The organism is Pseudooceanicola sp. NS-SX9, assembly GCF_057380705.1.
Window position 1 is genome coordinate 1,976,133 of sequence record NZ_CM170818.1, and the last position, 14,895, is coordinate 1,991,027.

The 14,895-nt window shown below is 65.4% G+C and carries 12 protein-coding genes and 2 tRNA genes; 10 read left to right on the forward strand and 4 right to left on the reverse strand.

Going from position 1 to position 14,895, the window contains the following annotated elements; genetic code table 11:
- The first annotated feature begins 5 nt into the window (after window positions 1-5).
- From AC2ITM_RS09425 to AC2ITM_RS09435, 3 genes are all read left to right on the forward strand, one after another.
- Window positions 6-929, forward strand: a complete 924-nt coding sequence (locus tag AC2ITM_RS09425; RefSeq protein WP_486466400.1) for an MBL fold metallo-hydrolase — start codon at window positions 6-8, stop codon at window positions 927-929.
- 128 nt (window positions 930-1,057) lie between these two features.
- Window positions 1,058-1,132, forward strand: a tRNA-Asn gene (locus AC2ITM_RS09430).
- Between the two features lie 301 nt (window positions 1,133-1,433).
- Window positions 1,434-2,366 carry an IS5 family transposase gene (locus AC2ITM_RS09435; protein ID WP_486466497.1) on the forward strand — a complete coding sequence of 311 codons (933 nt, stop codon included), beginning with the start codon at window positions 1,434-1,436 and terminating at the stop codon, window positions 2,364-2,366.
- 262 nt (window positions 2,367-2,628) lie between these two features.
- Here the strand turns inward: AC2ITM_RS09435 and AC2ITM_RS09440 are convergent, their stop codons facing one another.
- Window positions 2,629-3,108, reverse strand: coding sequence for a hypothetical protein (locus AC2ITM_RS09440; protein ID WP_486466401.1), 480 nt, complete (start codon window positions 3,106-3,108; stop codon window positions 2,629-2,631).
- A gap of 244 nt (window positions 3,109-3,352) precedes the next feature.
- Window positions 3,353-3,670, reverse strand: coding sequence for a DUF6476 family protein (locus tag AC2ITM_RS09445; RefSeq protein ID WP_486466402.1), 318 nt, complete (start codon window positions 3,668-3,670; stop codon window positions 3,353-3,355).
- On the opposite strand from AC2ITM_RS09445, the gene AC2ITM_RS09450 reads away from it, so the two are divergent.
- Both AC2ITM_RS09450 and rpoH read left to right on the forward strand, forming a co-directional pair.
- Complete coding sequence (locus AC2ITM_RS09450) at window positions 3,669-4,703, forward strand: RluA family pseudouridine synthase (protein WP_486466403.1); 1,035 nt, start codon at window positions 3,669-3,671, stop codon at window positions 4,701-4,703. The two genes, AC2ITM_RS09445 and AC2ITM_RS09450, sit on opposite strands and share 2 nt — an antisense overlap.
- 279 nt (window positions 4,704-4,982) lie before the next feature.
- A complete protein-coding gene (gene rpoH / locus AC2ITM_RS09455) occupies window positions 4,983-5,879 on the forward strand; it encodes an RNA polymerase sigma factor RpoH (RefSeq protein WP_486466404.1) in 897 nt (298 codons plus the stop codon).
- A 223-nt stretch (window positions 5,880-6,102) separates the two neighbouring features.
- On the opposite strand, the gene AC2ITM_RS09460 is transcribed toward rpoH, so the two are convergent.
- Window positions 6,103-6,315 carry a DUF1127 domain-containing protein gene (locus AC2ITM_RS09460; RefSeq protein WP_486466405.1) on the reverse strand — a complete coding sequence of 71 codons (213 nt, stop codon included), beginning with the start codon at window positions 6,313-6,315 and terminating at the stop codon, window positions 6,103-6,105.
- Between the two features lie 252 nt (window positions 6,316-6,567).
- Here AC2ITM_RS09460 and AC2ITM_RS09465 point away from each other — a divergent pair, with 252 nt between their 5' ends.
- The 5 genes from AC2ITM_RS09465 to feoB all read left to right on the forward strand — a co-directional run bounded on the left by AC2ITM_RS09465 (window position 6,568) and on the right by feoB (window position 14,559).
- On the forward strand, window positions 6,568-7,053 hold the full coding sequence (locus tag AC2ITM_RS09465; RefSeq protein ID WP_486466406.1) for a cytochrome b: 486 nt from the start codon (window positions 6,568-6,570) through the stop codon (window positions 7,051-7,053).
- A 122-nt stretch (window positions 7,054-7,175) separates the two neighbouring features.
- Window positions 7,176-9,758: a bifunctional lysylphosphatidylglycerol flippase/synthetase MprF gene (gene mprF / locus AC2ITM_RS09470; RefSeq protein WP_486466407.1), complete on the forward strand. Its 2,583-nt coding sequence runs from the start codon at window positions 7,176-7,178 to the stop codon at window positions 9,756-9,758.
- Between the two features lie 157 nt (window positions 9,759-9,915).
- Complete coding sequence (locus tag AC2ITM_RS09475; protein ID WP_486466408.1) at window positions 9,916-12,210, forward strand: Orn/Lys/Arg family decarboxylase; 2,295 nt, start codon at window positions 9,916-9,918, stop codon at window positions 12,208-12,210.
- A gap of 178 nt (window positions 12,211-12,388) precedes the next feature.
- On the forward strand, window positions 12,389-12,670 hold the full coding sequence (locus tag AC2ITM_RS09480; protein ID WP_486466409.1) for a FeoA family protein: 282 nt from the start codon (window positions 12,389-12,391) through the stop codon (window positions 12,668-12,670).
- A gap of 11 nt (window positions 12,671-12,681) precedes the next feature.
- Window positions 12,682-14,559 (forward strand): ferrous iron transporter B, encoded by a 1,878-nt coding sequence (gene feoB, locus AC2ITM_RS09485; RefSeq protein WP_486466410.1) that lies wholly within the window; start codon window positions 12,682-12,684, stop codon window positions 14,557-14,559.
- 155 nt (window positions 14,560-14,714) lie between these two features.
- Here feoB and AC2ITM_RS09490 read toward each other — a convergent pair.
- Window positions 14,715-14,804, reverse strand: a tRNA-Ser gene (locus AC2ITM_RS09490).
- Between the last annotated feature and the right edge of the window lie 91 nt (window positions 14,805-14,895).

A 14,895-nucleotide genomic window follows, 5' to 3' on the forward strand; every position in this document is an offset into this window, starting at 1 on the left:
GACGCATGGCACCGCTCAGGAGCTTCGAGGCCCGCCCCGGGGAAGCCGAAGCCATCACCGGCACGATCCGTCGGATCCTTGCCCCGAATCCCTCGGCCTTCACCGGGCCTGGCACCAATACCTATCTGCTGGGGCGGCGCGAGGTGGCGGTGGTCGATCCGGGCCCGGCCTCTCAGGCGCATCTGCAGGCGATCCTGGATGCGCTGGAGCCCGGCCAGAGGGTCAGCCACATCCTGGTCACCCATGCCCACCGGGATCATTCCGAACTGGCACCGGCGCTGTCGCAGGCCACCGGCGCCCCGGTTCTGGCCTTCGGCACCGCCACCGCCGGTCGGTCCGAGGCAATGAGCCGGTTGGTGGAGGAAGGCGGCGCCCTGGGCGGCGGCGAGGGCGTGCACGAGGATTTTGCCCCTGACTGGATCCTGCCCGACGGCGCCACCCTGCGCGGCGAGGACTGGCAGGTCACTGCGCTCTGGACCCCTGGCCACATGGGCAACCATCTTTGTTTCGACCTTGGGACAGGCGACATTCTGACCGGAGATCTGGTGATGGGCTGGTCGACCTCGATCGTCTCGCCCCCCGATGGGGATGTCAGCGATTTCATGGCCTCGTGCCGCCGTCTGGCCGCGGCTGGTGCACGGCGCCTGCTGCCCGGCCATGGCGGCCTGATCGAGGATCCGGCCGCGCGCCTCGCATGGTTGATCGAACATCGGCTGGCCCGCGAACGCGCCGTGCTGGAGGCCCTGGCCGCCGGCCCCGCCACCCCTCACGAGCTGGTGCCCCGCGTCTATGCCGACGTCGCCCCCGCGCTGCATCCGGCGGCGCGGCGCAATCTGCTGGCCCATCTGATCGACCTGCTGCAGCAGGGTCGCGTCGAGCGCAGCGGTCCCTTGGGCGAAACTGCCATCTTTCACCTCTCTGGCACCTGAGCTTTCTCGGCTGAGCCCTTGTTATCCATACGAAAACCACCTTCCGTAAGGTCGTTCTGAAAATCGCCCCAAAAGGTCGATAAACGCCTTGCGCGCCCCGAAAGCCATCGCTATACAGCCCCACATGTTCCGGCGTAGCTCAGCGGTAGAGCAGTTGACTGTTAATCAATTGGTCGTAGGTTCGATCCCTACCGCCGGAGCCAAATCTCTCTAAGAGATCACTGGCATAAAGGCCCCTCTCGCGAGGGGCCTTTGTCGTTTCAGGGGCCTCTGCAACAACTCTGCAACATTGGGGTCTCTACAACGAAAAGGGCCGCATTCGAAGGCGCGGCCCCGTTGTCGATGCAAGTGGCAGTCAGGGATTGGTGAACCGCTGCGTGCGGGTCACGATGGTTTTACCCCTTTCCCAGGTCACGTGCCATTCCGAGCCATCAACGGGGCGTTGTTGCAGAACTCAGCCGGTGAAGGATTCACATCGGGAATCCATACGGTTAGACGCGCTGCATTAGCAAGCCCAAGCCCGCCCGCTACCACACGACAAACTGGTCTACCTACAACGATGCGCTCAGGAAGCGCGGGTCACTGCTGATCTGGCTGAACAAGGAGATGGCCTGGCACGCGCCGCATGAGGGACGCCCAGGGCGCCCGCCAGTTTTCTCGGATGCCGCGATCCAGTTCTGCCTGTCGATCAAGGTGCTGTTCAAACTGCCGCTCAGACAGACAGCCGGGATGGTCGCGAGCCTCCTGCGGCTCGCAGGACTGGACTGGCCCATTCCCGACTACTCGACGCTGTGCCGTAGGCAGAAGACCCTCAAGGTGCAGATCCCCTATCGTCGTGCCGACGGGCCGCTGAATCTGCTGGTGGACAGCACCGGCATCAAGTTTCTTGGCGACGGCGAATGGCAGGCCCGCAAGCATGGTGTTCAGGGTCGTCGCCAATGGCGCAAGGTGCATCTGGCAATGGACACTACCACTTCGGATATCCGGGCCGTTGAGTTCACCCCCAGCCGGGAAGGCGACAGCCCCATCCTGCCAGACCTGTTGGGCCAGATCCCCGAGGACGAGGACATCGGCACCGTGACTGCGGATGGCGCCTACGATACCCGCCGATGTCACAGCGCCATCATCGCACGCGGCGGCTCGGCAATCATACCGATCCGAAGGAACGGTCGGGCTTGGAAAGAGGACTGCCCGGCTGCCAAGGCGCGCAACGAAACCCTGCGCGCCACACGTCACTACGGCCGGGCGTTCTGGAAACGGTGGACCGGATACCACGCTCGCAGCCGCGTGGAGGCCAAGATGCGCTGCATCAAGTCCTTCGGCGAGCGCATCGCTGCAAGGGACCCCGATCGCCAAACCGCCGAAATCCACATCCGCGTCGCTCTTATCAATCGCTTCAACGCGCTCGGCACCGCCGAGGTTGTTCGCGTGGCCTGAGCCTGAACGGGAAAGGGGCACTCACGTCTCAGGCCGCCTTTCTGCAACAACGCCGGTCAAACGCGAGACGCGCGAACTGATATTCGATCATCTGCCGACCATCGACCATCTTGCCGGCCGCATCGAAGCGGACGTGTGGGTCGCGTCTACGCCATGCGGTGCGTGCCGCAGAGAGCACATCAGAGCTTGGGCATCGCCGCCAAGTAACGTCAGTATAGGTAAGCGGAAAGTCATCGCCTGCTACCCCAGTTCTGGGGGCGCTCTACCAGTAGCCCTTGAGCGGTACCTGACCGATGTGCACCCCGACGCTGCGATGATCAGAGAGCCATAGGGCGAGCGCTGCGGAAACGGCAAGGTCCGCGTGGCCGAACTTCGTGCCACCTTCGATCTTCACTCGTCCGCTTGACCCCACATCGGCCTCGAAGCTCTCAAGCTCTTGCCGCATGAGGTCGCGGGCATCGAAGTTACCGATGGACAGGTCGCCCGTGTGGATTGCCGAGTTCAGCGCTGACAAGAGCCGGGTGCGCCCCACGTTGTTGAAGGTGCGCCCACGTTCAGTAGTCTCGGTCTCATTCTCACCGGCGACCATCTGAACGCGGATGTGCTGGACCGACTTAGTGTCAAGCAGATCGCAGAAGGCGCGCCCGACGCCAGAGGAATCCACGACAAGATAGGCGCGGCTCGCGATTGAGTGGTCCATCATCAGGTTCCGCGTCACGATGGCGAGGTCGGCATAGGACATGGCAGGCAGATGGTCCGCCCGAACGATCTCGCGGCACCTTCCCGCGAAGGCCTTTCACTGCAGCCCTGACACCAAGGCCGAGGATCTCCTTCGTCAGAGGCAGGCGGAAATGCCGCTGCGGTGTTTTGTTGCCACGACGGCGTGGCTTTTTGGGCTTCGGGGGCGCTGCTTTGCCCCCTTCATCTCGGCCCGGGCCCTGCTGGACGTCCGGTCCGCAAGGGTTTGAAAAAGCGCGGTTTCAGGGTCAGTCGCCAACCTTGACGCTTTGCCGCAGGGCACCGGTGGTGGCGTCATAGATCAGGATCTGCTCCTTGCCATCCTTGCCCTTGGCGACAACGGCCACCCAGCCGGTACCGATGGTCACCGCCTCGGCGGTGGCGCCGTCCGGCAGGCTCAGGCTGTCGGGCATCAGCGGCTCGGGCGTGGCGGAAAAGCGGATGACAACCAGGCCGACAATGCTTACGACGCCGATAATCATCACCACCATCAGCAGCGTGACAAGGCGGCGCAGCAGCCGCAGGTTCGCCGGTTCCTGATATTCGGAGGTCTCTTCCTGCGCCATGAGCAGCACTATCCTTCACGTCCTGATCGCGGCCAACCCGCCTGCCCGCCTTGATAAAGCGCTTTCCCGCGATGTGCCAGAGGACGCGGCCCTGTCGCGCACCCGCCTCGCGCGGCTGATCGCCGAGGGCCAGGTGGCCCGCGACGGCATCCCGCTGACCAATCCCAAGGAAAAGGTGGCCGAAGGCGACGTGATCGAGATCACCGTGCCCGTCGCCACTGATGTCGAGACCGTGGCCGAGGCCATTCCTCTCGACATCGTGTACGAGGACGACGACCTGATCGTGCTCAACAAGCCCGCCGGCATGGTCGTGCATCCCGCGCCCGGCTCGCCCACGGGGACGCTGGTGAACGCGCTTCTGGCCCATTGCGGCGACAGCCTGTCGGGGATCGGCGGCGAAAAGCGTCCCGGCATCGTGCACCGCATCGACAAGGACACCTCCGGCCTGCTGGTGGTGGCGAAATCCGACCGCGCCCACCATGGCCTGGCCGCGCAATTCGAGAAGCACTCGGCCGAACGCGCCTATCTGGCGCTGTGCCACGGCGTGCCCGATCCCGGCGATCCGCGGCTGCGCGGCATCAAGGGCACCTCGTTCGAGCCGGGCGGCGTCCTGAAGATCACCACGCTTCTGGATCGCCACCGCACCGACCGCCAGAAACAGGCGGTGTTCTTCGACCATGGCCGCCATGCGGTGACGCGGGCCCGGGCGCTGGCCGCATTCGGCACGCCGCCCTCGGTCGCGCTGCTGGAATGCCGGCTGGAAACCGGTCGCACCCACCAGATCCGCGTCCACATGTCCCATGCCGGCCACGCGCTGGTGGGCGATCCGACCTATGGCGGGCGCCGCCGCGCCTCGGCCAGCGCCCTTGGCGCCCAGGTCGCAGCCCTGATCGATGCCTTCCCCCGCCAGGCGCTGCATGCCGCCACCCTGGGCTTCGAACACCCCGCCACCGGCGAGCGCATGACCTTCGAAGCCCCGCTGCCCGCGGACATGCAGGCCCTGCTTGACCGGCTGCAGCCTCTTCAAGCCTGACCCAACCCTGCACATGAGCGTCATTCCTCACGAAGGACCACGCTCATGTGCATTTTTGCGAAGACCCTTCGCCTTGCGGTTCCGGTCCGGCCAGGCCTATCCTCGGCGCGAACAAACCGACGTGAGATCCTGAAACATCCGGATATTTCCCGACGGACAATCATTAACCCCTCGTTAGAACTTGCATGACAGGTGCTTGAACGCACCCACCAGCGCACCTAAGTTCATGTTAAGCGCATTTACATAAAAAGGCGCGCTGGTCAGTGGAAGGATGTGGACGTGAGCAATTACAACAATCTGCCGGCTCCGACCCCGGAAGGTGGTCTGAACCGTTACATGCAGGAAATCCGCAAGTTCCCGATGCTGGAGCCGGAAGAGGAATACATGCTGGCCAAGCGTTGGGTGGAGGACCAGGACACCCATTCGGCGCATAAGCTCGTCACCTCGCACCTGCGCCTGGCGGCCAAGATCGCCATGGGATATCGCGGCTACGGCCTGCCGCAGGCCGAGGTCATCTCCGAGGCCAACGTGGGCCTCATGCAGGCGGTGAAACGCTTTGACCCGGAAAAGGGCTTTCGCCTGGCGACCTATGCGATGTGGTGGATCCGCGCCTCGATCCAGGAATACATCCTGCGCTCCTGGTCTCTGGTCAAGCTCGGGACCACCTCGGCGCAGAAGAAGCTGTTCTTCAACCTGCGCAAGGCCAAGGCCCGCATCGGCGCGCTGGAAGAAGGCGACCTGCGCCCCGAACACGTGCGCCAGATCGCCAATGACCTGGGCGTCAGCGAAGAGGAAGTGACCTCGATGAACAGACGGATGTCGGGGGGCGATGCCTCGCTGAACGCCACCGTCGGCTCCGAGGGCGATTCCGCCATGCAATGGCAGGACTGGCTGGAAGACGAAGACGCCAACCAGGCCGGTGATTACGAGGAACGCGACGAGATGGACGCCCGCCGCGAGCTTCTGGTCGAGGCGATGGACGTGCTGAACGAGCGCGAGCGCGATATTCTGACCCAACGCCGCCTGACCGAGGACACGGTGACCCTCGAAGACCTCAGCGCCTCCTATGGCGTGTCGCGCGAACGCATCCGCCAGATCGAGGTCCGCGCCTTCGAGAAACTGCAGAACCGGATGCGCGACCTCGCCCAGGCGAAGGGCATGCTGCGTCGGATCTGAGGCGCCGTTCCCCGTCATCTGGCCGAAAATACTCCGGGGGAATCGGCGCGGCCCGCGCCGATGGGGGCAGCGCCCCCGGCCCGCTCTCCACCGGCATCCCCTCTCCTCCGGGTCTCCCCGCCCTCCGGGTCTCCCCGCGGCAAGGCTGCAAATGGAAAAAGGCGGGCCCATCGGCCCGCCCTTTTTCGTCCGACCGTTTCCGGTCGTCCCGGTCCTGAACGCCTCAGGCGGCCTTGACGCCCAGAACTTCGGCGACGCGGGTGCGGATGTCGGCGCGGGACATGCCCAGATCGGCCAGTTCCCGGTCGGACAGGCTGTTCAGCTCGGCGCTGATGCGCGAGGCCTGCATGGCGCGGCCGATCATCGAGAAAAAGCCCATGATGCCCTTGGTGTCGATCATCGGAGCGGCGTGGATATGTGCGGTATGTGCGGCCATTTTCGGGTCCCTTCCGGTTGAATGTCTTCGTTTGCCTGCCCCCTAGATAGCGAGGCCCCGGCCCGCGCGCCAACGCCGTTTGGTCAGCCCCGTCATGCATCCAGAGCATGGATTTGCCTGCGCCCCGCGCATGGCTCGGCACAACCTTCCCGGTCCCGGCCGACCGCGACAGATCCGCCCGGATCCCCCGCGCCCCTTGCCCGATGGGGACGGCAGGCACCACTGTGGCAGCAGCGAAGGGAGAGACCCGCCATGACACGCACCGACGGCTACAGCGCCCCGCAGATCGGCCTGCATTGGCTGACCGCCATTCTGGTCCTGTTCAACTACATCTACAGCGACGGCATGGGCCGGGCGCTGCACATCCGCCTCGACGGCGGCGACGCAACGGGGCTGCAGATCCTGCCGCAGATCCATGTCGTGGTGGGCATCGTGGTGCTGGTGGCGGTGCTGTTGCGGATCGCGCTGCGCCATCTGACCGGCGCCCCGGAAGCGGCCGGCGAAGGCCGGGCGCAACAGGTCGCGATCTGGGCCCACCGGCTGCTGTACCTCCTGCTGCTTCTGGTGCCGCTGGCGGGCATGGCCGCCTGGTTCGGCGGCGTCCATCTGCTGGGCGACCTGCATGCGCTGATGGCCAACGGGCTGATGATCCTTGCCGGGCTGCACGCGCTGGTGGCGCTGGTGCATCAGTTCATCCTGCGCGATGGGGTGTTGCGGCGGATGTTCATCCCCAGATAAATTCGCCCCCAGATAGAACTCAGCCGCCCCCATGCGCCAGTTCGGCATTGATTGCCACCGCCCGGACGTGGCATTCCGGTCGGGCCCGGCGTCAACCGGGCGGGAATGACGGGACACACCACTTGCTGACTGACCTGCGGGGCCGCATCGGCCCGATGCTGCCCTATATCGTCATGGCTGCGCTCTTTGCGGCCGGGTCCTATGCGCTTTATCACCTGCTCGACAAGGTCAGCCTGCGGGAGGTCATGCGCCTGGTCCGCCATACCCCGCGCGACACCATCGGGCTGGCGCTCTTGTGCACGCTCGGGGGGTTCTCGGCGCTGATCGGCTATGACTGGTCGGCACTGCGCTACATCGGCAAGAAGCTGCCCTTCCCGGTGATCGCCACCGGCGGCTTCCTGGGCTATGCGATCGGCAATACCGTGGGCGTCGGCCCCGTCACCGGCGGCGCCGTGCGCTATCGCGTCTATTCGGCGCTCGGGCTGTCGGCCTATGACATCGCCGGGATCTCGGTCTTCGGCTCTGTGGCCTTCGGGCTGGGCGCCACGATGATCGGCGTCGGCGCCTTGGCCTGGCATCCCCATGCCCTTGGCGCGCTGATCAACCTGCCCGGCGCGACCATCCGCATCGCGGCGCTGGTGCTTCTGACCACGGCGCTGGCACTGCTGACGCTGGTCACCACCCGGCGGGCCGAATTCACCGTGCGCGGCTTCCGCCTGCGCGCGCCCTCGCCAAAGCTGATGGCGGGGCAATTCCTTTTCACCGCCACGGAAACGCTGCTGTCGGCGACGGCGCTTTATTTGCTGCTGCCGGCGCATGACCTGGGCTTTGCCACCTTCCTGGCGGTCTTTGCCGCCGCCGTCATGGCCGGCGTCATCAGCCATGTGCCGGGCGGCGTCGGCGTCTTCGAGACGGTGATCGTCGCCGCCCTTCCGGCTTCGGTCCCCGCAGGCCAGGCGGCGGCGGGGCTGCTTCTGTACCGGCTGATCTACTACCTTGCCCCCTTCGCCCTGGCGCTGGTCCTGCTGGCCCTGGGCGAGCTGCGCATGGCGTCGCGCCGCATCGCGCCGGAACGGCTGGCGCTGCTGCAGCCGCTGTTCCGCGCCATGAGCGCCATCGTCCCCATCGCCATGGCCGCCATGGTCTTCGTTTCGGGGGCGATGATGATGGCAGCCACCCTGATACCGCCCACCAGCCATGCCGCCGAAGAGCTGGAGCTGCTGCTGCCGCTTGCCTTCGTGGAAAGCGGCGCGCTGGTGTCTTCGGCGCTTGGCGCCAGCCTGCTGGTCATTGCCCATGGCCTGCTGCGCCGGGTCGAGGGCGCCTGGTGGCTGTCGATCGCCGTGCTGACGGGCGGCATCGCCGCCAGCCTTGCCAACGGCATCGACATCGACCGCGCGGTGATCCTGCTGATCGCCATGGCGATCCTGCTGCCCACCAAGGGCGAATTCTACCGCGCCACCCGGCTGACGAAGAATGTCCTCAGCCTGCGGTGGTTCCTGCTGGTGCTGTGCCTGATGCTGGCGCTGCTGGCGGTGCTGTTCTTTTCCCACAAGGCCACCCCCTACGAGACCGACCTGTGGTGGCAGTTTGCCTCGGACAAGGCGGCGCCCCGGGCGCTGCGGGCGGAACTGGTGGCGCTGGTGGTGCTGGCGGTCTTGCTGCTGCGCTACGCGCTGCGCCCCGGCCGGCTGCACACCGCCCCCGCCACCCCCGAGGATCTGGACCGCGCCGCGCTGATCATCGACACCCAGACCGACCCCGAGGCCTGCGTCGCCCTGACCGGGGACAAGGCGCTGATGTTTTCCGAAACCGGAGACGGCTTCGTGATGTACCGCGTGCATGGCCGCAGCTGGATCGCCCTGCACGAACCGGTGGGCCCGCCCGCCCAGACCGCGACCCTTGCCTGGAGCTTTCACGACGCCGCCTATGCCGCCAGTGGCCGGCCGATCTTTTACGCCGTCGGCGCGGCATCGGCGGCGCTTTGGCTGCAGATGGGCCTGGCCCTTCACAAGCTGGGCGAGGAAGCGGTGGTGAAGCTGCCGGCCTTCAGCCTGGAGGGCAGCCACCGCAAGCGCCTGCGCACCACCTACAACCGCGCCCTGCGCGACGGGTTGTCGTTCGAGGTCCTGGCGCCCCCCTATGCCCCCGAGCTGCTGGAGACACTGCGCGCGATCTCGGACGCCTGGCTGACCTCGAAGGCGGGGGCGGAAAAGGGCTTTTCGGTGGGCAGTTTCGATCCCGCCTACCTGAACCGCACCCCGATCGCCCTGTTGCGCCATGAAGACCGCATCGTCGCCTTCGCCAACATCTGGCAGACGCAGGCCAAGACGCGCGCCACGCTGGACCTGATGCGCCACGTCGATGACACGCCGCAGGGGGTGATGGAGTTCCTCTTCACCAACCTGCTGCTGCATTACCGCGAGGCAGGTTTCGCGGAATTCTCGCTGGGCAATGCGCCGCTGTCGGGGCTTGAGGCGCGTCGCGGTGCGCCGCTTTCGACGCAGCTTGGCGCCTTCGTCTATCGCCACGGCCGGCAGTTCTACAATTTCGAGGGGCTGCGCAGCTTCAAGGAAAAGTTCGATCCCGACTGGGAACCGGTCTATGTGGCGCTGCCGCCCCGGGCCAATCTGGTGGCCGTCACCGCCGATCTGGTCGCGCTGATCGGCGGCGGCCTTGCCCGCGGCCGGGAAAAGCGCAGTTAACTGTCCTGACGGCCGTGTGCCTGTCATGAAATTGCCGCTGTATGTGGCGGACAGGACAGGATAAAGACGACCCGAAGACCTCCGGGCATCGGCCCGGAGAGACATGGCAACCTCCGGCTCCAAGTTTCCGGACCCTTCCTTTCAAGAGGAGTGCCTCATGAAATTCCGCTTCCCCATCGTGATCATCGACGAGGATTTCCGTTCCGAGAACTCCTCGGGGTTCGGCATCCGCGCCCTGGCCCAGGCCATCGAGGACGAGGGCTTTGAGATCCTCGGCGTCACGAGCTACGGGGATCTGTCGCAATTCGCGCAACAGCAAAGCCGGGCCTCGGCCTTCCTGCTCTCCATTGATGACGAGGAATTCACCCCCGGTCCCGATCTGGACCCGGCGGTGATGAACCTGCGCAAGTTCATCGAGGAAGTCCGCTGGAAGAACGCCGACGTTCCGATCTACCTCTATGGCGAAACCAAGACCTCGCGCCATATCCCCAATGACATCCTGCGCGAACTGCACGGCTTCATCCACATGTTCGAGGATACGCCGGAATTCGTCGCCAAGCACATCATCCGCGAGGCCAAGGGATATCTGGAATCGATCCAGCCGCCCTTCTTCAAGGCGCTGCTGGATTATGCCGAGGACGGGTCCTATTCCTGGCACTGCCCGGGCCATTCCGGTGGCGTCGCCTTCCTGAAAAGCCCCATCGGCCAGATGTATCACCAGTTCTACGGTGAAAACATGCTGCGCGCCGATGTCTGCAACGCGGTCGAGGAACTGGGCCAGCTGCTGGACCACAACGGCGCCATCGGGGCCTCCGAACGCAACGCTGCGCGGATCTTCAACGCCGATCACTGCTTCTTCGTGACCAACGGCACCTCGACCAGCAACAAGATGGTCTGGCACCATACCGTTGCGCCCGGCGATATCGTCGTGGTGGACCGCAACTGCCACAAGTCGATCCTGCATTCGATCATCATGACCGGCGCGATCCCGGTCTTTCTGAAGCCCACGCGCAACCACTGGGGCATCATCGGGCCGATCCAGCGGTCGGAATTCGACATGGACTCTATCCGCGCCAAGATCCGCAACAACCCGCTGCTGGAAGGCGTCGATGCCGAGCAGGTCAAGCCGCGCATCATGACGATCACCCAGTCCACCTATGACGGCGTGCTGTACAACACCGAGGTCATCAAGGAGCTGCTGGACGGCGAGATCGAGAACCTGCACTTCGACGAGGCCTGGCTGCCCCACGCCGCCTTCCACCCCTTCTATGGCCAGTATCACGCCATGGGCCGCAAGCGCGGGCGCACCAAGAAATCGGTGACCTACGCCACCCAGTCGATTCACAAGCTGCTGGCGGGCATTTCCCAGGCCAGCCACGTCCTGGTCCAGGATGCCGAGGAAACCAAGCTCGATCGCGCGCTCTTCAACGAGGCGTATCTGATGCACACCTCGACCAGCCCGCAATATTCGATCATCGCGTCCTGCGACGTGGCGGCGGCGATGATGGAACCCCCGGGCGGCACCGCCCTGGTCGAGGAAAGCATCGTCGAGGCGCTGGAATTCCGCCGCGCCATGCACAAGGTCGATGGCGAATACGGCGATGACTGGTGGTTCCAGGTCTGGGGCCCCGAGGACTTTCATCGCAACAGCGAAGACGGCATGGGCAAGGCCAAGGACTGGGTGCTGAAGAAGACCGATGCCGAGGGCGTCGAGACCACCGGCGACGACAGCTGGCATGGCTTTGGCGACATGGCGCCGGGCTTCAACATGCTGGACCCGATCAAGGCCACCATCATCACCCCCGGCCTGAACCTGGACGGCCGCTTCGAGGACTGGGGCATTCCCGCCTCGATCGTCACCAAATACCTGGCCGAACATGGCGTTGTCGTTGAAAAGACGGGACTTTATTCGTTCTTCATCATGTTCACCATCGGCATCACCAAGGGCCGCTGGAACACGCTTCTGACCTCGCTTCAGCAGTTCAAGGACGATTTCGCGAAGAACGCCCCGATGTGGCGCATCATGCCCGAATTCTGCCAGAAGCACCCCCGCTACGAGCAGATGGGCCTGAAGGATCTGTGTGATCACGTCCATGCGCTTTATGCGAAATACGACGTGGCGGTGCTGTCGACCGAGATGTACCTGAGCGATCTGACCCCGGCGATGAAGCCCTCGGATGCCTTCGCCCATATCGCGCGCCGCACCACCGAGCGCGTCGCCATCGACGATCTGGAAGGCCGCATCACCACCAGCCTCGTGACGCCCTATCCGCCGGGCATCCCGCTGCTGATCCCCGGCGAAGTCTTCAACCGCAAGATCGTCGAATACCTGAAGTTCAACCGTGAATTTGCCCGCAAATGCCCGGGCTTCGAGACCGACATTCACGGACTGGTTCAGGAAACCGATGCCGACGGCGTGGTGCATTACTTCGCCGATTGCGTCGCCAGCTAAACCGCAGATCTGCACGAACCAGAGGGGCCCCGGACGTACCAACGTCCGGGGCCTTTTGGTCTGCGTCACCCTGTCGCTGCGGCTCACCGGTAAAATCCCACCGATTTGATCAGGAACAAGGTTGCTTTTTTAATCCGACTGATCTTATCAGATTACAGCCACCTTTCGAGGGAACGCCATGGAACTGAGACAGCTTGATGCCATCGACCGTTCGGTCTCGCTGGGCGAGGCGCGTCGGGGATACCGGGGGCGCGTTGTCTGCCTGCTGCCCCTCGACGGCGCAGGCCGCCTCGCGGCCGACGAGATGGAGCGCCGCCTGATCGAGATGGGCTTTATCGAGGGGGTCGAGGTCTCGGTCATCCACGAAGGGCCCTTCGGCCGCGATCCGATTGCCGTGCGCGTGGGTCATGCCACCGTCGCCCTGCGCCGCCGCGACGCCATGGCGATCCTGACCGAATAAGCGATTCCCAGATGACCGATATCCAGACCCAGACCGGCGACGGGGTGACCCGCATCGCCCTTGTCGGCGCGCCCAATTGCGGCAAGACCTCTCTGTTCAACGCGCTGACCGGCGCCAACCAGCGCGTCGGCAACTATTCCGGCGTCACGGTCGAGCGCAAGATCGGCACCGCCCGCACCCCCGGCGGCCAGGCCCTGCGCATCACCGACCTGCCCGGCACCTACAGCCTGCGGGCGCGCTCGCCGGACGAGGCGGTGACGCGCGACGTGATCCTGGGCACCCGCCGCGATGCCGAACCGATCGACCTGCTGATGGTGGTGGTGGACGCCACCCAGATGCGCCACGGGCTGCGCCTGGCGCGCGAGCTGCGCAGCACCGGCCTGCCGCTGCTGGTCGTCGTCAACATGATCGACATCGCCCGCCACCGCGGCATCGAGATCGACCTGGACCGCCTCTCGGCCGATCTGGAGCTGCCGGTCGTGGCCTCGACCGCGGTGCGCCGGGCGGGCATGGAAAGCCTCTGGGCGCGCCTTGACGCGCTGGCGGCGGGCGGGCTGCCCGAGCGGCAGCCCATGCAGTGGCAGGCGCCCTCGGCCGGGGATCTGCGCGGCGCCCTGCGCGAGGCCGACCGGCTGATCACCCGCAGTGTCCGCCTGCCCGAACGCCGCCGCTCGGTGTCGGAGCGCATCGACGGGGTGCTGCTGCATCCGGTGGCCGGGCCGGTGATCCTGCTGCTGATCATGTTCACCATGTTCCAGGCAGTCTTTGCCGGCGCCGCCCCGCTGATGGACGGGCTGACCATGCTGGTCGATGCGGTCTCGGCCGCCGTCACCGCCCTGCTGCCCGAAGGGCTGCTGCGCGGGCTGCTGGTCGACGGGGTGATCGCGGGCGTCGGCAGTGTCATCGTCTTCCTGCCGCAGATCCTGATCCTGTTCGCCTTCATCCTGATCCTCGAAGACCTGGGCTACATGGCGCGCGCGGCCTTCCTGATGGACCGCATCATGGGCCATGCGGGGCTGCACGGGCGCGCCTTCATCCCGCTGTTGTCCAGCTTTGCCTGTGCCGTGCCCGGCATCATGTCGGCCCGCGTCATCGACGACCAGCGCGACCGGCTGATGACCATCCTGATTGCGCCGCTGATGACCTGCTCGGCGCGGATCCCGGTCTATACGCTGCTGATCGGCGCCTTCGTGCCCGCCCGCAGCATCGGCCCCGGCATCGGCCTGCAGGGGCTGGTGATGTTCGCGCTGTTTGCCGCGGGCGTCGTCTCGGCGCTGCTGGTGGCCTTTGTCAGTCGCCTGATATTCCGCCGCAACGAGGTCGCCTCGCCCTTGATGCTGGACCTGCCGGATTACAAGGTGCCGCAGGCGCGCGGCGTGCTGCTGGGGCTGTGGCAGCGCGGCCATGCCTTCCTGCGCCGCGCCGGGACGATCATCTTCACGGCCAGCGTCGTGGTCTGGGTGTTGTCGACCTTCCCCTATCCGCCCGCCGACGCCACCGAACCCGCGATCAGCTACAGCTTTGCCGCCATGATCGGCCATCTGCTGCACCCGCTGCTGGCACCGCTGGGCTTCAGCTGGCAGATCTGCGTGGCGCTGGTGCCCGGCATGGCCGCCCGGGAGGTCGCCGTGGCGGGCCTGTCGACGGTCTATGCGGTCTCGGGCGGTGATGGGGCGCTGGCCGGCGCGCTCGCCGCACAATGGAGCCTGGCGACCGGCGTGTCGCTGATCGTATGGTACATCTTCGCGCCGCAATGCCTGTCGACCCTGGCGGTCATCCGGCGCGAGACCGGCGGCAACCGCTGGATGTGGGTCGCGACGCTCTACATGTTCGCACTGGCCTGGATCGCGAGTTTCGCCGCTTATCACCTGGTCGCAGCCCTGTCCTGATCCCGGTCACAGCACGTCAGGGCCCGAGCCTCTGGTTCGGGCCTTTTGCCTGCCCGGCGCCTTGATGCGAAACATCAGCATCGGCCCCCAGTCCCCTGTTCGGAAAAAGAAAAAGGCCCCCAACCGGGAGCCTTTTTCTGAAAGCCACAATGTTGTGGCGGAGAGACAGGGATTCGAACCCTGGAGACGGTTTCCCGCCTACACACTTTCCAGGCGTGCGCCTTCGACCACTCGGCCACCTCTCCATGGCGCTGTCTTTAGCCGTGCCTGCTGGGGCTCGCAAGGGGGTGAAACGGATTTTTTGCACCTTTTTTCAGTCCCCTCGCCATGACCTTG